This window comes from Sphingomonas vulcanisoli, assembly GCF_011761305.1.
Taxonomy (GTDB): Bacteria; Pseudomonadota; Alphaproteobacteria; order Sphingomonadales; family Sphingomonadaceae; genus Sphingomonas_I; species Sphingomonas_I vulcanisoli.
The window spans coordinates 26730-47677 of sequence record NZ_JAAOZC010000007.1; the positions used below are offsets into that span (position 1 = coordinate 26730).

Here is a 20948-nt window from a genome sequence, read left to right on the forward strand (position 1 = left end):
GACTGATCGATCAAATCACTTAGAAGATCATCGATTGAGTGACCATGTCACTGATCGACGCCCGGCACTATCGGCCTGCCAGGTCGTTGGGAGGGCGAGTTTGCAAGGAGCGATCCAATGTCTGTCGATGTGAAGTACAAGACCCGCGCCACCGCCAAGGGCGGACGAGATGGCGAATCCAGGACCGAGGACGGCAAGGTCTCGGTCAAGCTCTCCACGCCCAAGGAGTTGGGCGGCGCGGGCGGCGACGGCACCAATCCGGAGCAGCTTTTCGCAGCGGGCTATGCGGCCTGCTTCATCGGCGCGATGAAAGTCGCAGGAATGCAGCTCAAGCTCAAGGTGCCGGACGACACCACCGTCACCGCCACGGTCGGCATCGGCCCGCGCAGCGAGGGCGGCTTCGGCATCACCGCCGATCTTGAAGTAAACCTCCCCGGCCTCGACAAGGCCGACGCCCAGAAACTGGTCGATACCGCGCACCAGATCTGCCCGTACTCGAACGCCACGCGCAACAATGTCGATGTCGGGCTGACGCTGGCCTGACCAATCCTCCCCCTGGCGAGGGAGGATGCACGTTGCTTTTGTACGCCATTCGCGTATAGGCGCCAGCAACCGGGCGGAGCTCTACGCTTCCGCCCGGTTTGATTTTGACGGCATTCCTTCAGGAGTGTCGTCCTTTGGACGACAAGCCGGAGGGGCGTCGCATGGGGCGGCGTCAGCGATCGGCAGGAGAAATGGAACATGGCTCTGTACGAGCATGTCTTCCTCGCGCGCCAGGATCTGGCCCAAGCGCAGGTGGACGCACTGGCCGAACTGGTCACGGGCATCGTTACCGAAAAGGGCGGCAAGGTCGTCAAGACGGAGACCTGGGGTCTGCGCTCGATCGCCTATCGCATCGCGAAGAATCGCAAGGCGCATTATGTGCTGCTCGAGATCGACGCGCCGGGCGATGTCGTCGCCGAGATCGAGCGTCAGCTCGGCATCAACGAAGATATCATCCGCTTCATGACCATCCGCGTCGATGCGCACGAAGCCGGCCCCTCGGCGATGATGCGCCGTGGCGAGCGCGATCGTGAGCGCAGCCGCGATCGCGGTGACCGCAGCGAGCGTGGCGGCGATCGCCCCCGCCGTGACGATGGCGAGCGTGGCGGCTTCAGCCGCGACGCGGCGTAAGGAGTAGAGACTATGGCACGCGCATTTTTCCGCCGCCGCAAGAGCTGCCCCTTCTCCGCGAAGGACGCTCCCCGGATCGATTATAAGGATGTCCGTCTGCTCCAGGGCTTCGTGTCCGAGCGCGGCAAGATCGTGCCGAGCCGCATCACCGCGGTTTCGGCCAAGAAGCAGCGCGAACTCGCCACGGCGATCAAGCGCGCCCGTCATCTGGGCTTGCTGCCCTACCTCGTGAAGTAAGGAGCGGACGACATGGAAGTTATCCTGCTCGAGCGCGTCGAGAAACTCGGCGCCATCGGTGACGTCGTCACCGTGAAGAACGGCTTCGCCCGCAATTTCCTGCTGCCGAACAAGAAGGCGCTCCGCGCCAACGAAGCCAATCGCAAGGTGTTCGAATCGAACAAGGCGCAGATCGTTGCCGATAACGATGCCCGCCGCGGTGAGGCCGAAAAGGCTTCGAAGGACATCGACGGCAAGACGATCACCCTGATCCGTCAGGCATCGAACACCGGCCAGCTTTACGGTTCGGTTTCGGCCCGCGATCTGGCCGAGCTGCTTGCCGAGGACGGCGCCAAGGTCACCAAGAGCCAGGTCGTGCTCGATAAGCCGATCAAGGCGATCGGCGTTTCGGTGGTGAAGATCGTGCTGCATCCCGAGGTCGCGGTGACGATCAAGGTCAACGTCGCGCGCTCGCCTGAAGAGGCCGAGATGCAGGCGCAGGGCGTCGATGTTCGTGCGCAGATGTTCGAGCGTGATGAAGCCGGCTTCATCGAGGACTATGATCCCAACGCCGAGCCGGGCGAGATCATCTCCGATGCGGCTCCCGCCGAAGAGCAGGCCGAGGGCTGAGGCCTTTCGGCTTTGCGTGAAACAGAAGAGGCCGTCCGGGGTGACCCGGGCGGCTTTTTTCTTGTGAACGCCTGCTTTGGGAAATGCTGTGCTCCGGCGCAGGCCGGAGCGTTGGATGGAGAGCGCTCCGAATGCCGCCAACGCTCCGGCCTTCGCCGGAGCACGTCACTGCCTGGAAAGTAGTTCCTCCACCCACTCCGGCACCAGCACGCTTGCCGGGCCATAGCGCCGCTCGTCGAACAGGAAGCTCCCCTCGCTCGGCTCGAGATTGAGCTCCAGCGTCTGCGCGCCGACCGCGCGCGCCAGCCGCACGAACCCCGCCGCCGGATAGACCGCCCCCGAAGTCCCGATCGAAACGAACAGGTCCGCCGCCTGCACGGCAGCTTCGATCCGCTCCATATCGTAGGGAATTTCGCCGAAGAAGACGATGTCCGGCCGCAGTCGGTTTACCGCGCCGCAGCCCGCGCATACCGTCCCGCCCAGCATCGCGCCCGCAAACCGCTCCCGCCCGCCGCAGCCCTCGCACAATGCCGACAGCAGCTCGCCATGGATATGGATCAGCCGCTCCGCCCCGGCGCGCTCGTGCAGATCATCGACATTCTGGGTGACGATCAGCAACCCGCCCCGCCATTCGGCATCCAGCTTCGCCAGCGCCTGATGCGCGGCATTGGGCGCGACCGTCGCCAGCGCTGCGCGCCGTTCGTCATAAAAACGCAGCACCGTCTCCCGATCGCGCGCCAGCGCCTCGGGCGTACAGACATCTTCGACGCGATGTCCCTCCCACAGTCCGTCCGGCCCGCGAAACGTGGCGAGCCCGGACTCGGCGGAGATGCCCGCGCCGGTAAGGATGACGATGTTGGCCATGACGCCACGATAAGAGCGCAGCGGCGTCATGGCCATGCAAGATCAGGCGGCGGCGATCGCCCGGTTGCGTCGGCGCATCGCGCTCCCGATCAGGCCGAAGCCGCCGACCATCATCGCCCAGCTCGCCGGTTCGGGCACCGTCGCCGCGCTGGCGCTGGTCGCGGTCAGCGAAAAATCATCGACCGCGAGGCCATTGTCGCCGCCGGTGACGTCCAGATCGCGCCAGCGGATCGCGAAACTCTGGCCCGATGCGATCGAAAGATCGCCCAGCAGCCCGCTGATCGCCGCCTGGTTCGCGGCGTCGTTGCCGTCGAGCGCCGCTCCGGTGCTGGTGCCGCCCGCCTTCACGCTGGCGAAATTGAGCGCGGAGAAGGTCTGCCAGGTGCCGCCCGCATCGGAGACGTCGGTCGCATCGGTCGAATATTGGAAGGTGAGCGAATCGCTGGCGGCGTTCGACAGGCGCCATTGCTCGCCGGTATAGCCGATATTGAGCGCGGTGATGGTGCCGCCCGTATCATTGGAGAAGATGAAGCCGAAGCTGACGGGCGAGTTGGTGCCGCTCGTCAGGCTGCCCAGCGCCCGATCCGTGCTGCCGTTCGCGCCATAGCTATAGGCGTTGCCCGCGTTCGCGCTGCCGTTGTTGGCGGTATAGCTGCCGTCGGCCGCGCTGCTGGTGCCGGTTTCGGAAATCTGCCAGCCGACGGGCAGGACATTACTGGTGCCGGTGTTGGCGAGCGTATCGAAATTCTGCGTGTAGCCTGTGCTCGTCAGCGATGCGGTGGTGAGTGGAGAAACTTGAGTCGCCGCCAGCGAAGGTTCGGCAAGAAGAAACGCGCCGCCGATCAGGGCGAGCGCACGGAGGCTTGTGCTCAGCATATCGATGTCCTTGATCGAGGGTCAGGCGAAGGTGGCGGTGGCGCGGCGGCGGCGAAGCGTGGCGCCCAGCAGAGCGAAGCCGCCGACCATCATCGCCCAGCTCGCCGGCTCGGGCACCGCGGCGGCGTCGCCGGTGGTGGTGAAGCGGAAGTTGGTATCGCAGATATTGTTGCCGGCGGCGCAAGGGCTGCTCAGCGTCTGCGAGGTGACGATCTCGCCGCCGGTGTAAGCGTCGCCGCCGAGCACCGCGCCGGTATAGATGTTGACGTCGGGCCCATAGACGATGCCGAGCAGCGAGGAGCTGGTCGACAGCAACGCCGTATAGGTCGCGCCCGCGGTCAGCGCGGTGCCGGTGAAATCGAAATCATACCAGTGATTGTCGCGATCATAGGGAATCGTCGGCAGCGTCATCGTCCGCGATGCGACAATCGCGCCCGTCAGCCCATCGCCGCTGCGGAGGGTCAGGGTAACGGGCGTGTTGGCCTGGCCCTGATTGAAAGTCTGGAAATCGAAGCCGAACGAGGTAAGCTCGGTGCCGGCCGAGATGAAGCTCTGGCCGACCGGGCTGTAATAAGCGATCTGCAGCGCCCGGATGCCCGATCCCGACATGACGGTGGTGGTGGCCGCCTGCAGGGCAGGCGTGGCAACGGCCGCCAGAACGGCGGCGGCAAGAAAATGACGAAGCATGGAAGACCCCTACAAAGTGCGCCGGGAGGCCTTCGCAGGTCGGTGTGACGGTTCGCGTACTTTCTTATGACATTGATAAGAAAGTTAATTTCGCCTTAACAACGATCAGCCCAGACTTTTGCTGACTTGCTCGAACACATCCTTCGAAAGGCCCGGCGCATCGAGGATGCGGCGCAGCTCCGCCTGCATCAGCGCCTGCCGCTTGGGCTCGAACTTGCGCCACCGCCCCAAACTGGGGATCAGCCGCGCGGCGGCCTGCGGATTGAGTTTGTCCACCGCCAGCACCATATCCGCGACGAAACGGTAGCCGCGCCCCGAAGGATCGTGGAAGGCGCGCTGGTTGACCGCGAAGGCGCCGACCAGACTGCGCAGGCGGTTGGGATTGGCGATGGTGAAATCGGGGTGCGTGGCCAGAGCCTCGACCGTCCCCACCGTATCGCCGTGGCTGGCGAGCGCCTGCGTGGTGAACCATTTGTCGATGACCAGTGGATCGGCGCGGTAGCGTTCGTAAAAATCCGCCAGCGCCTGCTCACGCTCCGGGGCTGCATTGTTGGTGAGTACCCCCAACGCGCCGATCGTATCGGTCATATTGTCGGCGTCGCGATATTGCGTCAGTGCGAGGCTCGCCCAATCCTCATCGCCCGAAACCGCGATATACCCAAGCGCGACGGAACGCAGGCGGCGCGAGCCCTTGGCCGAGGGCGTATATTCGTAACGGTTGGCGCGGTTGCGCGCATAAATCTCCTGCCAGAGATCGGCGAGTTCGGTGCCGAGCGTGCGGCGCAGGCTTTCGCGCACCTCGGCGATGGCGTCGGGATCGATCTCGTCCAGCTGTTCGGCGATGAAGGCCTCGGACGGCAGCAGCACCGCTTCGCCGACGAAAGCGGCGTCCAGCCCGGGATCGGTCAGCGTGTTGCGCACCGCCTTGACCACCGACTCGCTTTCCACGGTGCCGGTGCGCACGCCTGCGAGCAGGGTATCCAGCATCAGCTGCTGCATCGCCTCGTAGCGGGCGAAGGGATCAGGATCGTGGGCGGAGAGAAAGGCGAGATCGGCGGCGGAGCGATCCGTTTCCAGGCAGATCGGTGCGGAGAAGCCGCGGTTGATCGACAGCACCGGCGCCTCGCTCAGCCCATCGAACAACACCTCGCTCTCCGCCTCGTCCAGCACGATGAGACGTTCCGGCCCCAGCGGTTTGCCGCTCTGCGCGCCGAGCAGGGCGACGCGCAGCGGGATCGGCATCGGCTGCTTGGTATCCTGCCCCGGCGTCGGCGGCACGGTCTGGCTGAGTGTGAGGCGGGCGCGGCCGCCGGTCGGCTCGGCGATCAGCGAGGCTTTGACGCGCGGCGTGCCCGCTTGGGCATACCAGCGGCGGAAGTGGGTGAGGTCGGCGCCGCTGGCGTCCTCCATCGCCGTGACGAAATCCTCGCAGGTTGCCGCCTGGCCATCATGGCGCTCGAAATAGAGATCGGTGCCGGCGCGGAACGCCTCTTCGCCCAGGATCAGCTTGAGCATCCGGATGATCTCGGCGCCCTTGTTGTAGATCGTCGCGGTGTAGAAATTGGTGATCTCGATATAGGATTCGGGCCGGATCGGGTGCGCGAGCGGCCCCGCGTCCTCGGGGAATTGCGCGGCGCGCAGCGCGCGGACATCCTCGATCCGCTTGACCGCGGCGCTGCCCTGATCGGCTGAGAATTGCTGATCGCGGAAGACGGTGAAGCCCTCCTTCAGCGAGAGTTGGAACCAGTCCCGGCAGGTGACGCGGTTTCCCGACCAATTGTGGAAATATTCGTGCGCCACCACGCCCGCGATCGCGTCATAATCGCCATCGGTCGCGGTCTCGGGATCGGCGAGGATGTAGCGCGAGTTGAAGATGTTGAGGCCCTTGTTCTCCATCGCCCCGAAGTTGAAATCGTCGACCGCGACGATGTTGAACACCGCCAGATCATATTCGCGCCCATAGGTGCGCTCGTCCCACGCCATCGATGCCTTGAGCGCGTCCATCGCATGTTCGGTGCGGGGCAGATCGGCCGAGCGCACCCAGATGCCGAGATCGATGTTCCGCCCCGACATGGTGGTGAAGCTATCGCGGTTGGCGGCGAGATCGCCTGCGACCAAAGCGAAGAGGTAGCAGGGCTTGAGAAAGGGATCGCGCCACAGCGCATAATGCCGCCCGCCCGCCAGTTCGCCGCCATCGACATGATCGCCGTTGGACAGCAGCACGGGGAAAGCGGCCTGATCCGCCTCCATCCGCACCGTGTAGCGGCTGAGCACATCGGGCCGATCGGGGAAGAAGGTGATGCGGCGGAAGCCCTCGGCCTCGCACTGCGTGCAGAGCAGCCCGCCGGAAGCATAGAGCCCCATCAGCTTGCTGTTGGTTTCGGGCGAAAGCTGGACTTCGGTTTCGATGAGATGATCGTCGCCCGCCAGATCGATGACCAGCGCGGGCCCGTCCATTCGCCAGGCATCGTGCAGTTCTTCGCCATCGACCGAAACCGAGAGCGGCGCGATCTCATCACCATCGAGGCGGAGCGGATGGGTGTGAACGCCGTTGCGGCGGACGGTCAGCCGCGCGGTGACCCTGGTGGCTGCGGGATCGAGCCGGAAATCGAGCGCGATCTCGGGCACCAGCCAATCGGGCGCGCGATAATCCTCGCGGCGGATGATGGCGGGGGTGGTGACGGCGGTGGCGGCATCTAGCATGGGGGCGATGTATGAAGGTTGGCGCGCGAACGCTAGGCGTATCCGCCAATCCTCCCCCCGCCAGGGGGAGGTGTCAGCGCAGCTGACGGAGGGGGAGGTTGGAGATGCCTTTGATAATTCGCCGCCGTCCTCCCCCTCCGACGCCTTCGGCGCCACCTCCCCCTGGCGGGGGAGGATCAGTAGGCCGCGACACCTCAGTCTCCGCTCAAGCCGTCTCCGCGATCCCGGGCCGGCCGGCCTCCACCGTGAAGCGCTTCACATCGAAGATATCGCTCATCGGCTTTGTCGCATCGCGGACGCCGCGGAAGGTGATCTCGGCGACCTCGGGGGTGAGATCGACGCGGCCGTAGCCGCGAACCTCATTCTCGGAATACGTGCCGCCGCTGCGTGCCGCTTCCAGCTTGAGATAAGGATCGTGGAACAGGCTGGTGATCGATCCGCCGACGAATTCGGCGGCGATCGGCGGGCCATCGGGCGAAAGCCGCATGTCTCCCGCGAAGAAGCTGTGGATGTCCCCGCCCAGCGCGATCGGGTTGGGGGTTCTGGCGTCCGCCCAGCGTTGCAGGATGCGATCCCGCGCCGGCTGGTAGGTGGACCAGGTATCGCCCGAATAGACGGGCTCCGGGCTTTTGGGATGGTCGGGATCGACGCGCTTCAGCGTCGTCATCAGCGTCTGCTGGGTCAGCAGATTCCAACGCGCCCGGCTGCTGCCGAGCTTGCCGTTGAGCCAGGCTTCCTGCGCGCTTCCCAGCATCGTCCGCCGCGGATCGTGGATTTCGGGGCAGTCTGGCACATAGACCTGATATTGCTTGTGCGCGGCGATCAGCTCCGGGGGCTGGCAGGCGCGATGGCTGCGGAACTGGCGATCGTCGACCACCTGGAATTGCGCGAGCCCGCCCCAGTCGATCGTCCGATACAGCGTGGTCAAGCCGTCCGGCGCGGGCCGAGCATGGGCGCGCAGCGGCAGATGTTCGTAATAGACATGATAGGCGGCGGCGCGCCGCTTGAGGAACGCCATCGGGTCCGAATTCTTCTCGTCGAGATCGTCGGCATAATCGTTGGCGACTTCATGATCGTCCCACGTCGTTACCCACGGCGCGGCGGCATGCGCGGCCTGGAGAAGCGGATCGGTCTTGTACTGCGCATAGCGGACGCGATAGCCGGGCACGTCCTTGGGCTCGGGATTGGCGTGGAGCCGGACCTGACCCTTTTCGGGCGCGCCTTCGTAGATATAGTCGCCGAGGAAGAGGATCATGTCGGGATCCTCCGCCACCATGTGATGATAGGCGGAATAATAGCCGACCTCCCACTTCTGGCAGGAGCCGTAACAGAAGCGCGCGCGATCGACCTTCGCGCCGGGGGTCGGCGCGGTGCGCGTGCGGCCGACCGGGCTGACCGCGCCGCCGGCGATGAACCGATACCAATAGGGCCGGCCAGGGAGCAGGCCCGTGAGTTCGACATGCACCGAATGGCCCCAGGCGGGTTCGGCAATCGCGGTGCCGTGGCGCAGCAGGCGGCGGAACTGCGGATCGGCCGCCAGCTCCCATCGCACCGGTACGGGCCGCGCGGGCATGCCCCCGTCGCTTGTGAGCGGATCGGGCGCGAGCCGCGTCCACAGCACCATGCCATCGGGCCAGGGATCGCCCGACGCCACGCCCAGCGTGAACGGATCGCGCGGCCCGATCGCGGCCGATCGCGTGGCCAGCGCGAGCAGGGCAGGGGCGGCGATCAGATCGCGTCGTGTGAAGTCGGTCATCATCAAAGTTTTGCACGGGAAAGTGACGCTTATACGACATCCTCCCTGTCGTCCCCCGCACTCCGTTCGTGCTGAGCTTGTCGAAGCATCGTCCTTCTCTTCAAGGGCGGTCGGAAGAGGGGCAATGCTTCGACAAGCTCAGCATGAGCGGTTCAGGAAGCTTCGCGGGTCATCAAAATCGCCTCAGCCAGCGCGTGATCGCTCGGCTTATCGATGTCGATCCCCGCCTCCGCGAAGGGCAGCGCGATCGGCACGGCGCGGAAGCCGAGCCGCTTTGAGGCCTGCGCCAGCGCGCCCGCCAGCGTGATCGTCCGGGTCGCGGCGCGGATCGCCAGCAGCGGGCCGAAATGCCAGAGCAGCTTGAGCGCCTTCTTGCGATCGCGCTCGACCGCGCTCCACGCCTCCAGCGCCAGCTTGGCCTTGGGCGTGCCGAGCGCGAACAGATTGGCCCCCGTCCAAGCCTCGCCCCGGAAGCGCAGCCAGGTGCGCTTGTTGTCCGGGTAAGCGGCCAGCAAGGTGCTGGCCGCGACCATGCCGACGCCGACGTCCGCATCGCCCAGCCCGGCCATCGCCGCCTCCACCATCGCGGGAGTCAGCAAAGGGTGATCGGCGGTGGTGAGCAGCACTGGAAAGGGCGTTGCGGCGCTTCCCGCGAGCGCCGCGACGCTGGCGGCAATGCCGGAGGTGGAGCGGGCGGTCGTCACTTTGGGCTCGTCGGCCAGCCACGCGCAATCGCCGGTGAACAGCGCCTCGGGCTCCTGCGCCAGCACCACGATGCGATCGATCCCCGGCGTTCCCAGCAAGGTCTTGGCTACCCGCGAGAGCATCGCTTCGCCTGCGATTCGGACCTGCGCCTTCCACGTCTCACCGAAGGCCTCGGCCAGTGGATCGACGCCGGGCCGCTGCCCCGCGAGCAGGATGGCGGTCCAGCCGGGGCCCCCAAAAAGCGGAGCTTTTTGGGGTGGGATCCTGCTCATCCGAGCCAGCTCCGCACCTCGCCGCCCCGCGCCCGCACCATCAAAGCCTGGACCAACTGCACCACGTGGACGAGCAGCGACAGGATCGTCCAGATTGCCACCGCCTCCAGCCCCCAGTCGGGCCGCCCGATCATCAGGAAGGCGAGCAGGATCGGCATGTTGGGGTTGCGCCGCGCGGTGATCAGCCGGAACCAGCTATCGAACCGCCGCCAGACATGGATGTGGATGCCGAACAGGGTGATGAACGCGCCCTCGATCAGCCGCTGGATGACATAGCCGCCGAGGATCGCGGCCATGCACCACAGAAAGACATCCTCGGGCAGGGGGCGGCCATAATAGTACAGGCCGACGCCCCAGCCCCACCACCAGAAGGGCGGATGGACCAGATCCATCCCGTGATCGAAGATATTGCCCCATTTGGAGGAGGTGATCGTGCAGCGCGCGAGCTTACCATCGACGGTATCGAGGATCATCATGAACAGGCCCGTCGCCAGACCGATCCAGTAGAAGCCGCGAAAGAAGGCAAGCGTGGCGATCAGGCAGAAGATCGCGCTGATCCCGGTCACCATATTGGGCGTCAGACGCCAGCGTGCCGCGAGGCGGGTCAGGTGGTACGCCCATTCCGGCCAGAGATATTTGGTGAGGATATCGGTGACGCCCTTGTAGGCGCCCGCATAGCTCGCGCGCTCGATCGCGGGCACGGTCTCGGGGGTCAGCCGCTCGATGAACGGCCGCTCGCGCTTGCGCAGCGCGACATTCTCGATCTCGCTGGTTTCCTGCGCGATGCGGGAGAGCGCCTCTAAGCCGGGATCCTCCTTACGGACATGCGCGATCACCGGGATGCCGCCGCGCGTCACCGCCTGCCCCGGATGTGCCGCCGCCCAGCGCAGCCATTGCGGATCGAACGCATAGCCGAGATCGACGCGCAGGCACGGACCGGGGCTGTGATCCGCCATCGACAGCCCCTGCGCCGCGGCGATCCGGCGCAGCCGCTCCAGGCTGGTCATGCCCCAGAGCAAGGTGCGGTTCACACCGAAGGGGACAATGGTAGGGGATTGTTGCAGCGCGGCGTCGGTCACTTGGCAGGCCTACAGAGGATGGGCGGCGGTGGCGAGGCCGTAAATCCGCCGCATTGCGCGGGCAGCGGCGTTGACCATATGGTAGGCAGGCGTGCGCGCCGGCGTTTCAGGGACGGATAGAGTGGCGAGTAAGGCTTTGAAGGGCGGTTTCTGGAGCCGGCGGCATCATCTCGATCGGATGACGCTGCGTGAGCTCGTCATCGCCTATTTCCAATATCCCGCGATCATCGCCTATCTCGGCGGCGCGATCATCATGGCTGTCGTCTATGCTTATCGCCCGGCACCGCTCGGCCAGACCTTGCTGGCGATGGCGGCGGCGATCGTCGCCTTCCCGATCGCCTGGTACGGCCTGCACCGCTGGGTGTTGCACGGCAGCTGGATGTACAAGATCAAGCCGCTGGCCGCGACGTGGAAGCGCATCCATTACGATCATCATCAGGATCCGAACCACCTTGAAGTGCTGTTCGGCGGCTTGCACACCACGATCCCGACCGTAGCGATCTTCACGCTGCCTTTGGGCTATGCGATCGGCGGCGTCGGCGGGGCGGCGGCGGCGTTCGGCACGGGCCTCGTCCAGACCGCGTTCAACGAATTCTGCCACTGCATCCAGCATCTGAGCTATACGCCCAAGAACAAGTGGCTGCTCAACATGAAGCAGCGCCACATGCAGCATCATTTCCATAATGAGGGCGGCAATTACGGCATCACCAATTTCTGGTGGGATCGCCTCGGCGGCACCTATTTCGGCAAGGTCAGCGATCAGCAGAAGAGCCCGACCGTCTTCAACCTCGGCTACACGCCCGAAGTCGCTGAGAAATGGCCGACCGTGGCCGAGCTTTCCGGCGGCGTCGCCACCGGCCATCCCGCCACGCGCATCAGGCAATAGAGGATAGAATGAGCCAAGAGATCGTGATCCGCCCGGCGAACACCAAGGCGGACCGCAAGGCCTTCGTCGATCTCCCCTTCCGGCTCTACAAGGATGATCCCAACTGGATCCCGCCGCTGAAGGGCGAAGCCTATGGCGTGATCACGCCGGGCAAGAACCCCTTCTTCGAACATGCCGAGGTCCAGCTCTATCTCGCCGAACGCGATGGCCAGGTCGTCGGCCGCATTTCCGCGCACATCGATCGCCTCTGGCAGGGCATGCCGGTGGAGAAGGGCGGCGGCGCCGACAGCGGCAATTGGGGCTTCCTGGATGCCGAGAGCGAGGAGATCGCCGATCTATTGATCGCCAAGGCCGAGGAATGGCTGCGCGGCATGGGGGTCAAGCGCGTACTCGCCCCGGTCAGCCTGTCGATCTGGGAGGAGCCCGGCCTGCTGATCAAGGGCCACGATCATCCCCCGCTGGTGATGATGGGGCATGACGATCCGCGCTACGAGGCGTGGGTCGAGGGCGCCGGCTATGCCAAGGTCAAGGATCTGCACACCTGGGATATCGATATCCGCATCCCGTATAATGAGATGCTCCAGCGCGTCATCGCCGCCGGCCACAAGAATCCGCGCATCAGCTTCCGCAAGGTCAACAAGAAGAAATTCGATGAGGAAGCGGCGATCATCCTCGACATTTTGAACGATGCGTGGAGCAGCAATTGGGGCTTCGTGCCGATCACGCCGAGCGAGATTGCCTTCACGGGCAAGAAACTGAAGCCGATCGTGTTCGAGGATCTGATCATGATCGCCGAATATGATGGCGAGCCCGTCGCCTTCATGATGACCCTGCCCGATGTTCACGAGCTGCAGGCGGATCTGAAGGGCAATCTTTTCCCGTTCAATTTCGTCAAATTGCTGTGGCGGCTCAACGGCGGCCTGTCGGGCAAACCCAAGACCAAATCGGTGCGCGTGCCGCTGATGGGCGTGCGCAAGAAATTGCAGTCCACCCGCATGGCCAGCCAGCTCGTCTTCACGATGATCGAACAGACCCGCATTGACGCGCACAAGCTTTACGGCGCCGATCGCGCCGAGATCGGCTGGATCCTCGAGGACAATCAGGGCATGAATTCGATCGCCGAGACGATCAAGGCGAAGATCAACAAGACCTATCGTATCTACGAGAAAGCGATCTAAGGTCAGCACCGGCCCGCTCCCCACCCGGCCTCCCAACGGATATGCTATGGGAGGCCGGGTGGGGGAGCGGGCCGGTGCCGCCATCCGCGAGAGCGGATCAAACAAGGAGAAGCGCGATGGCCAAGGGTCAGATGAAGAGCAACAAGGAAGCCAAGAAGCCGAAGAAAGAGGTCAAGAAGACCATCGCGGCCAATCCTTCGACCAAGGGTGCGATCAAGGCGGATTGACCGGAACTACCAATCCCGTCTGGCCTGAGCCTTTCGAAGGCCTGTCCTTCTTGGATGGCGAAACAGACAGCAGCCCTTCGACAAGCTCAGGGCGTACGGAGCGAAAAATGGCAGAAGGTTTCGTCCGCCACCGCCAGCCCTGGACCAGCGACGAAATCCAGAAGCTCCACCGCCTCGCCGCCAAGGGCATGGCGCTGAAAGCGATCGGCAAGGCGATGACGCGCAGCGAAGAATCGATCCAGGAGCGCGCCAAGCTCGACGGGCTGAAGATCAGCAAGCTGCGCTAAAATCTCCTCTCCCGCTTTCGCGGGAGAGGAGGGGCCCGCTCGCGAAGCGAGTGGGAGGTGAGGGTCTTCTTCTTTCGTCGCTGTGGCCGAAGAAGAAGACCCTCACCCAACCCTCTCCCGCGAAAGCGGGAGAGGGCTTTGGTCCAATCCCTCCACTCGCCGAAAGCCGCCTCGCCTCGCCAACCGCTCCCTGCTAGATGGCGGGCGATGGCTGCCAACCACCTCTATCTGATCGATGGCTCGGGCTATATTTTCCGGGCCTATCACCGCCTCCCGCCGCTCACCAATCGCCACGGCCAGCCCGCGGGTGCGGTCTATGGCTTCACGACGATGTTGTGGAAGCTGGTCGAGGAGCTGAACGCGGCCGATGGGCCGACGCACCTCGCGGTGATCCTCGATGCCTCGTCGCATACGTTCCGCAACGATATGTACGATCAGTATAAGGCGCACCGCCCGCCGCCGCCCGAAGACCTCGTCCCGCAATTCCCGCTGATCCGCACCGCCACCCGGGCCTTCTCCCTGCCGTGCATCGAAGAGGAAGGGTTGGAGGCGGACGACATCATCGCCTGCTACACCACCGCCGCGCTCGCGGAGGGCTGGCGGGTCACGATCGTCTCGTCCGACAAGGATCTGATGCAGCTGATCGATGCCGAAGATCGCGTCGATCTGTTCGATACGATGAACAACCGGCGGCTGGGCCGGGAGCATGTCCGCGAGAAGTTCGGCGTCGAGCCCGAGCAATTGGGCGACGTGCTCGCGCTGATGGGCGACAGCGTCGACAATGTGCCGGGGGTGCCGGGCGTCGGCCCCAAGACCGCGAGCGAGCTGATCAAGACCTATGGCACGCTGGAGGCGGTGCTGGCCGCCGCGCCCGAGATCAAGAAACCCAAGCTTTCGCAATCGCTGATCGACCATGCCGACAACGCGCGCCTCAGCCGCGAACTCGTCCGGCTGGTCTGTGATCGCGCGCTGCCCGAGCCGCTGGAAGCGCTGGCGATGAAGGGCATTCCCGAGGAGCCGCTGCGCGAATTCCTCACCGAACAGGGCTTCCGCTCTTTGCTTGGCAAGCTGGGCGGCGTCGAAGCCGCGGCGGCGATGCCGACCCGCGTCGAGGACGAGCCGCCGTTCGTCCATAAGGAGTATGAGACGGTCACCACCGAGGCCGATCTCGATCGCTGGATCGCGGCGGGGTTCGCGGCGGGCGTGGTGGCGGTGGATACCGAGACCGACGCGCTCGATTGCATCAGCGCGGGCCTGGTCGGCGTCAGCCTCGCACATGCTTCGGGCAAGGCCTGCTACATCCCCATCGCGCATGGCGCGGCTGGCGGCGATCTGCTCAGCGAGAAGCCCGCGCAATTGGCGCTCGATCTGGTGATGGCCAAGCTCAAGCCGCTGCTGGAGGATCCGGCGGTGCTCAAGATCGGCCAGAACCTCAAATATGATCTGATCATGTTCCGCCGCCACGGCGTCGATATCGCGCCCTATGATGACACGATGCTGCTGAGCTACGATCTCGATGCGGGCCTGGGCGGGCATGGCATGGACGATCTCGCCAAGCGGCACCTCGATCACGCCTGTATCGAGTTCAAGGCGGTGTGCGGCACGGGCAAAGCGCAGATCAGCTTCGATCAGGTGCCGCTCGATCGTGCCACCGAATATGCGGCTGAAGATGCGGACGTTACGCTGCGGCTGTGGAAGCGGCTCAAGCCGCGCCTGACGCGCGAGGCGGCATCGCGCGTGTACGAGCTGGTCGATCGGCCGCTGGTGCCCGTCGTCGCCGAGATGGAGCGCGCTGGCATCCTCGTCGATCGCGCCGAGCTGCATAAGCTCTCCACCGAGTTCGGCGAGGCGATCATAAAGCTCGAGGCGCGCGTCCACGAAGCGGCGGGCGGGCCGTTCCCGATCGGCAGCCCCAAGCAATTGGGCGAAGTGCTGTTCGATCGCCTCGGCCTCACCGGCGGGCGCAAGGGCAAGTCGGGCGTCTATTCGACCGACGTCACCGAACTGGAGCGATTGGCGGCGGAGGGCATCGAGGTCGCGCGGCTGGTGCTCGACTGGCGGCAGCTGACCAAGCTCAAGTCTACCTACACCGATGCGCTGCAGGAAGAGATCAACACAACGACGGGCCGCGTCCACACCTGTTTCAGCCTCGCGGTGGCGCAGACCGGGCGGCTGTCCTCCACCGATCCCAACCTGCAGAACATCCCGATCCGCACCGAGGAAGGCCGCCGGATCCGCGAGGCGTTCGTCGCGCCGCCGGGCCATGTCCTGCTCTCGGCCGATTATTCGCAGATCGAGCTGCGGCTCGCCGCGCACATGGCCGATGTACCGCAACTGCGCGAAGCGTTCGCGGCGGGCACCGACATCCACAATCTCACCGCCGAAGAATTGTTCGGCGAGGTCAACCGCGACACGCGCGGCAAGGCGAAGACGATCAACTTCGCGATCCTCTACGGCATCTCCTCCTGGGGGCTGGCGGGGCGGCTGGGCGTCGATCGCGGCGAGGCGCAGGCGATCATCGATCGCTATTTCGATCGTTTCCCCGGCGTGAAGAATTATATCGCCGCGACGATCAACGAAGTCCGCGAGAAAGGCTTCGTCACCACGCTCTTCGGCCGCAAGACGCACCTGCCCGGCATCAAGGGCAAGACGGTCGGCGAGCGCCAGTCGGCCGAGCGTCAGGCGATCAACGCCCCGATCCAGGGCACCTGCGCGGACATCATCAAGCGCGCGATGGTGCGGATGCCGGCGGCGCTGATGGAGGCGGGGCTGAGCGGCACGCGGATGCTGCTGCAGGTGCATGACGAACTGGTGTTCGAGGTGCCGGATGCGGAGGTGGAAACCGCCAAGGCAACGATCCGCGCGGTGATGGCAAACGCCGCCGAGCCGCATGTCTCGCTGTCGGTGCCGCTGGGCGTCGAGATCGGCACCGGCCTTAGCTGGGGCGCGGCGCATTGATTTGCCCGAACCCGTTTGCCCTGAGCCTGTCGAAGGGCTGCTCTTCCTTTCTGCTCGGTGGAGAAAAGAAGGACAGTGCTTCGACAAGCTCAGCACGAACGGATTTTATCTGCTCCAACCGTGACTGATCCCGAAGCCCCTGCACCCCCCACCGGCCCCGGCGATATCGATGCGCTGGCCAAGGGCGGGCGGACCAATTTCTTCGGCTTCCTCCTCCGCCTCGCGGCGCGGCTGCCCTTCCTGTTCATCGCCGGCCGCTGGTACGGCGCCGACGCGCTCGGCCGCTTCGCCTACGCCACGATCATCGTTGAATTCGCGGGCCAGCTCGCAACGATGGGGCTGAAGCGCGGGCTCGCGCAGCAGCTTTCGCTCACGCATCGCGAACATGCCCATGTCGTCTGGGATGGGATTCTGGTCGGCTTCCTCGCCTCGATCGTCGCATCGGCGGTGCTGATCGCGGTGCCGCAGATCATGTTCCCCAACAGCCCGATCAACGGGCGCGATCGGATGCTGGCGCTGAGCATCTTTTGCTGGGCTGGCTCCGATATCGCGCTGGCGGCGATGGCCTATCGGCAGGATATCGGCGCGACGGTGCGAGCGCGTTCACTGATCGAACCGTGGGTAATCAGCATCGCCGCCTTCGGCTTCGCTTTCTATTCGAAGCGGGATGGGCTGATTCTGGCATACGGCGCGTCCGCCATCGCCGCGCTCGTCGCCTCGCTGTGGCCGCTGATCCGCAGCTACGGCTGGCCGAAGGGCTGGCGGCCCGAGCCGCTGCGCCTGCAGAAGATCGCGATGAAGAATCTGCCTTTGGCGGGCGCGGATGCGATCGAGTGGGGATCGCGCCGCCTGGATATCGCGATGCTGGGGCTGTTCTTCACCCCCGCGATCGTCGGTATCTATTATGTCGCGCAGCAGGTCGCTTCCTTGCCGCAGAAGCTCAAGACCAGCTTCGATCCGATCCTCGGGCCGGTGATCACCCAGAATCTGGCGGACGACAACAAGGCAGCGGTCGCCAAGCAGGTTCGGCAGGTCGGCTTCTGGATCATCGCCGCGCAGGTCGGCATCGCGCTTGCGCTCTCGATCCCCGGCAAGGCGGTGATGGGGCTGGTCGGGCCGAGCTTTGTCGGCGGCACGGGCGCGCTGGCCGTGCTGCTCGCGGCCGAGGCGATCGCCGCCACCGCGGTCGTATCGGAGGCCGCGCTGATCTATGTCGCGCCCAAGCGCAACCTGCTGATCTCGACCGCGATGATCGTGCTGCAGGTGGTTTTCTCGGTAATCTTTGTCTGGATGCTGCGCGCGGCGCTGCCGCATCTGGCGGCGGAAGGCTGGGTCGCGCCCCGGCCCGCGCCAAAGGACGATGCCATCGCCGCCGCCGGGCCCGCTATCGCGCTGATGCTGGGCTTGGGGCTCGCCTCGATCGCCAAGGCGTGGCTGCTCGCCCGGCTGCTCGGCGCGCGGGTAAATGGCTGGCGATGGCCGCTGGTCGGCGCCGCTCTGGTGGCGGGCGTGGTCGGCTGGGCGGTGACGCGGCTGCAGCATAAGCTCGAGTGGGTGGAGCTGGCGGTCGGCGTGCCGGTGATTCTCGGAACCTACGGTGCGATCATCTGGTATTGGGGATTCAAGGAACAGGATCGCGCGCTGTTCCGCTTCAAGAAGGACGCGCGGGCGGGAGCGACGGCATGAGGATCTGGATCGCGGCATTGGCCCTATCGGTTGCGGCGCCCGCGTTCGCACAGGTGCCGCCCGCCGAGCCGACAGCGCCACCCCCCGTCACCGCGCCGCCGCCCACCGCTGCGACGCCGACCCCGCCGTCGCCGCCGGCTTATGCCGTCGTCCACGTCCGCCTCACCACCAGCGAGGGCCCGATTACGCTGGCGATCGAGAAGCAGCGCGCGCCGATCTCGGCGGGCTATTTCCTCAAATATGTTGATCAGAAGCGGCTCGATGGCACCGTTTTCTATCGGGCGGTCAAGGTCGCGCCCGGCTACGGGCTGATCCAGGGCGGCCCGCGCAACGATCCCAAGCGCGTCCTCCCCGCCATCCCGCATGAGCCGACCAGCAAGACCGGCCTCAGCCATACCGATGGCACGATCAGCTTCGCGCGCGGCGCGCCGGGGACGGCGACGGGCGATTTCTTCATTGTCATCGGCGATCTCTCGACGATGGACGCCGATCCCAAGCAGCCCGGCGACAATCAGGGTTTCGCCGCCTTCGGCCATGTCATCGAGGGCATGGATATCGTGAAAAGGATTCTCGACGAGCCGACGTCCGCCACCGCCGGGCCTGCAACGATGAAAGGCCAGATGCTCGTCCAGCCAATCAAGATATTGACCGCGCGCCGCACTGATTGACCGGGCGGGACAGGCCCCCTAGTCCGCGCCGCCTGACATTCACGGGACATCGGAAAGAATCATGAGCGACATCATCGCGGCCGATCAGCTGCGCCTCTTCATCGAGCGGATCGAGCGGCTGGAGGAAGAGAAGAAGGGCATGGCCGACGATATCCGCGACGTTTACAGCGAGGCGAAGAGCCAGGGCTACGATACCAAGACCATGCGCGCGATCGTTCGCCTGCGGAAAATGGAAAAGCATGCCCGCGATGAGGCGGAGGCTTTGCTCGACACCTACAAGGCGGCACTGGGGCTGAGCTGAACGGTTACATCAAATCCGTTCGTGCTGAGCTTGTCGAAGCACTGTTCTTTTTGTTGAGCTCAAGGAAGTACGGCCCTTCGACAAGCTCAGGGCAAACGGAGTGGGGGTCGGAGGCGCAGAGGCCCCTGTTACGCCGCCGCAACATTGGCGACATTTGGCGGCAAATCATGCGCGGGAAGGGCGGTCAGCCATGCTCTGCCCCCCAGGGGAGCTGGTGCGGATATGCGGACTGGCCGGCCGCATGTGACGGGCCCCTACCCCGTCGGTAACTGGACCCTCCGTCCAGTCCCCGCCCGGCTTTCGCCTCGCGGGATTTTTCGTCGTCATGCGGTCGCGTTGACCAGCAGGTTCTGCGTGAGGCTGCCCGCGCTCGTCCCGCTGGCAGTGTAATTGGTCGCGCTGCTGGTCGCGGTTTCGAGCTGTTTCAGCGCCGTGATCAGGTTTTCGATGCTCGCGGTCAGACTGTCCGTGTTCGAGGAACCCGTGCTGCTCGAAGAGGCAGAGGTGCCGGTCGCGGTGAGGCTCGTCGGATCGGTATCGGTCGATGTTATATCGTCGATCGCGCTGCTGTCGCCGGAGGCTTTGACGTGGTGCCCGTGATGATGGCCCGCGCCCTGGGTCGCCTTGGCGAATAGCTGCTTCAGCTCATCGGCCTGATCGCTGGTGAGCTTGCCGTCTTTCACCTCCTGATCGACGAGTCCGTCGACCTTGCTCTTCATGCTGGAGGGGGTCAGCGCCGTGGACGAGGGGCCGCCCGATTGCAGCGCCGTATCGATATCGGTGATCGCGCCGGAGAGGGCGCCCTGGTCGGCGGTTTTGACCGTGCCCGATGTGACAGCGGATTGCAGCATCTGCTGGATCCGGTCACTGGGCGACATGCTTCCGGAAATGGAGGTCATGGCCTGTCCTTTCGGGGCGGGATTGCCCCGCGCGCAGGCATGGCGAAACATGGTTAGCAGATGGTTTATGGCGCGCTCGATTGAAGCGCGGGCGCGGCGGCGCTAGACCGCGCGCCATTCCATCGAAACAGAGCGAGACGAGCGGCAATGGCCGGCCATTCCAAATATAAGAACATCATGTACCGCAAGGGCGCGCAGGATAAGAAGCGCTCCACCCTTTTCTCCAAGCTCAGCCGCGAGATCACTGTCGCCGCCAAGGCGGGGCTGCCCGATCCGGACATGAACGCCCGGCTGCGCTCGGCGGTGATCGCGGCGCGCGCGCAATCGATGCCCAATGACAATATCAAGCGCGCGATCGACAAGGCCTCGGGCTCCGACATGGAGAATTACGAGGAGATCCGCTACGAAGGCTTCGGCCCCGCCGGCGTCGCGCTGATCGTCGAGACGCTGACGGACAACCGCAACCGCACCGCCACCAACGTCCGCCTCGCCTTCTCCAAGAACGGCGGCAATTTGGGCGCGCCGGGATCGGTGAGCCACGGCTTCGATCGGCTCGGCCTGATCAGCTATCCGGCGGGGGCAGGGGACGCCGATACGGTGTTCGAGGCCGCGCTGGAGGCGGGTGCCGACGATGTCGAGAGTGGCGAGGAAGGGCATTCGGTCTGGACCGCGCCCGAAAGCCTGCACGAAGTCGCCAAGGCGCTGGAAGCCAGCCTGGGCGCGCCCGAAGGCATCAAACTCGCCTGGCGCCCGCAGACCCACGCGCCCGTGGACGAGGCCGAGGCCACCACGCTGATCAAGCTGATCGACGCGCTGGAGGACGATGATGACGTCCAGACCGTCTGGGGCAATTACGAGATTTCCGACGAAGTGATGGAGAAACTGGCGTAACAAGCA

General features: G+C 65.0%; 20 protein-coding genes. 12 read left to right on the forward strand and 8 right to left on the reverse strand.

Annotated elements, in window-relative coordinates:
• Positions 1-117 precede the first annotated feature (117 nt).
• From FHS31_RS12700 to rplI, 4 genes are all read left to right on the forward strand, one after another.
• Entirely contained in the window at positions 118-543 is a 426-nt protein-coding gene (locus tag FHS31_RS12700) for an organic hydroperoxide resistance protein (protein WP_167074102.1), read from the forward strand.
• A 198-nt stretch (positions 544-741) separates the two neighbouring features.
• Entirely contained in the window at positions 742-1173 is a 432-nt protein-coding gene (rpsF, locus tag FHS31_RS12705) for a 30S ribosomal protein S6 (RefSeq protein WP_167074104.1), read from the forward strand.
• A gap of 12 nt (positions 1174-1185) precedes the next feature.
• A complete protein-coding gene (gene rpsR, locus FHS31_RS12710) occupies positions 1186-1410 on the forward strand; it encodes a 30S ribosomal protein S18 (RefSeq protein ID WP_167074106.1) in 225 nt (74 codons plus the stop codon).
• A gap of 12 nt (positions 1411-1422) precedes the next feature.
• Positions 1423-2019, forward strand: coding sequence for a 50S ribosomal protein L9 (gene rplI, locus FHS31_RS12715; protein ID WP_167074108.1), 597 nt, complete (start codon positions 1423-1425; stop codon positions 2017-2019).
• Between the two features lie 165 nt (positions 2020-2184).
• On the opposite strand, the gene FHS31_RS12720 is transcribed toward rplI, so the two are convergent.
• The 7 genes from FHS31_RS12720 to FHS31_RS12750 form a co-directional block, all read right to left on the reverse strand.
• Positions 2185-2883, reverse strand: a complete 699-nt coding sequence (locus tag FHS31_RS12720) for an NAD-dependent deacylase (RefSeq protein WP_167074110.1) — start codon at positions 2881-2883, stop codon at positions 2185-2187.
• 42 nt (positions 2884-2925) lie between these two features.
• Entirely contained in the window at positions 2926-3759 is an 834-nt protein-coding gene (locus FHS31_RS12725; protein WP_167074112.1) for a PEPxxWA-CTERM sorting domain-containing protein, read from the reverse strand.
• 21 nt (positions 3760-3780) lie between these two features.
• The gene (locus tag FHS31_RS16470; RefSeq protein ID WP_243843455.1) at positions 3781-4446 is read right to left on the reverse strand and encodes a PEPxxWA-CTERM sorting domain-containing protein; all 666 of its coding nucleotides are present in this window, start codon (positions 4444-4446) and stop codon (positions 3781-3783) included.
• Positions 4447-4551: 105 nt separating this feature from the next.
• Positions 4552-7149 (reverse strand): aminopeptidase N, encoded by a 2598-nt coding sequence (gene pepN / locus FHS31_RS12735; RefSeq protein WP_167074114.1) that lies wholly within the window; start codon positions 7147-7149, stop codon positions 4552-4554.
• 205 nt (positions 7150-7354) lie between these two features.
• On the reverse strand, positions 7355-8908 hold the full coding sequence (locus FHS31_RS12740) for an alkaline phosphatase D family protein (RefSeq protein WP_167074116.1): 1554 nt from the start codon (positions 8906-8908) through the stop codon (positions 7355-7357).
• 149 nt (positions 8909-9057) lie between these two features.
• Positions 9058-9882: an NTP transferase domain-containing protein gene (locus FHS31_RS12745; RefSeq protein ID WP_167074118.1), complete on the reverse strand. Its 825-nt coding sequence runs from the start codon at positions 9880-9882 to the stop codon at positions 9058-9060.
• Positions 9879-10961 (reverse strand): CDP-alcohol phosphatidyltransferase family protein, encoded by a 1083-nt coding sequence (locus FHS31_RS12750; protein WP_341786355.1) that lies wholly within the window; start codon positions 10959-10961, stop codon positions 9879-9881. The genes FHS31_RS12745 and FHS31_RS12750 overlap by 4 nt, the downstream gene beginning before the upstream one ends.
• Before the next feature lie 178 nt (positions 10962-11139).
• Here FHS31_RS12750 and FHS31_RS12755 point away from each other — a divergent pair, with 178 nt between their 5' ends.
• The 7 genes from FHS31_RS12755 to FHS31_RS12785 all read left to right on the forward strand — a co-directional run bounded on the left by FHS31_RS12755 (position 11140) and on the right by FHS31_RS12785 (position 19152).
• Positions 11140-11847, forward strand: a complete 708-nt coding sequence (locus tag FHS31_RS12755) for a sterol desaturase family protein (protein WP_167074303.1) — start codon at positions 11140-11142, stop codon at positions 11845-11847.
• A gap of 8 nt (positions 11848-11855) precedes the next feature.
• Complete coding sequence (locus FHS31_RS12760) at positions 11856-13025, forward strand: N-acetyltransferase (RefSeq protein WP_167074120.1); 1170 nt, start codon at positions 11856-11858, stop codon at positions 13023-13025.
• A gap of 334 nt (positions 13026-13359) precedes the next feature.
• Positions 13360-13539, forward strand: coding sequence for a hypothetical protein (locus tag FHS31_RS12765; protein ID WP_167074122.1), 180 nt, complete (start codon positions 13360-13362; stop codon positions 13537-13539).
• Positions 13540-13746: 207 nt separating this feature from the next.
• Positions 13747-16497, forward strand: coding sequence for a DNA polymerase I (gene polA, locus FHS31_RS12770; RefSeq protein WP_167074124.1), 2751 nt, complete (start codon positions 13747-13749; stop codon positions 16495-16497).
• A 120-nt stretch (positions 16498-16617) separates the two neighbouring features.
• Positions 16618-18183, forward strand: coding sequence for an oligosaccharide flippase family protein (locus tag FHS31_RS12775; protein ID WP_167074126.1), 1566 nt, complete (start codon positions 16618-16620; stop codon positions 18181-18183).
• Positions 18180-18851, forward strand: coding sequence for a peptidylprolyl isomerase (locus tag FHS31_RS12780; protein ID WP_167074128.1), 672 nt, complete (start codon positions 18180-18182; stop codon positions 18849-18851). Before FHS31_RS12775 ends, FHS31_RS12780 begins: the two co-directional genes overlap by 4 nt.
• Positions 18852-18912: 61 nt before the next feature.
• The gene (locus FHS31_RS12785; RefSeq protein WP_167074130.1) at positions 18913-19152 is read left to right on the forward strand and encodes a DUF2312 domain-containing protein; all 240 of its coding nucleotides are present in this window, start codon (positions 18913-18915) and stop codon (positions 19150-19152) included.
• 323 nt (positions 19153-19475) lie between these two features.
• Here FHS31_RS12785 and FHS31_RS12790 read toward each other — a convergent pair whose 3' ends face one another.
• Positions 19476-20051: a hypothetical protein gene (locus FHS31_RS12790; protein ID WP_167074132.1), complete on the reverse strand. Its 576-nt coding sequence runs from the start codon at positions 20049-20051 to the stop codon at positions 19476-19478.
• A gap of 147 nt (positions 20052-20198) precedes the next feature.
• Between FHS31_RS12790 and FHS31_RS12795 the strand changes: the two genes are divergently transcribed.
• Complete coding sequence (locus FHS31_RS12795; RefSeq protein ID WP_167074134.1) at positions 20199-20942, forward strand: YebC/PmpR family DNA-binding transcriptional regulator; 744 nt, start codon at positions 20199-20201, stop codon at positions 20940-20942.
• The last annotated feature ends 6 nt before the right edge of the window (positions 20943-20948 follow it).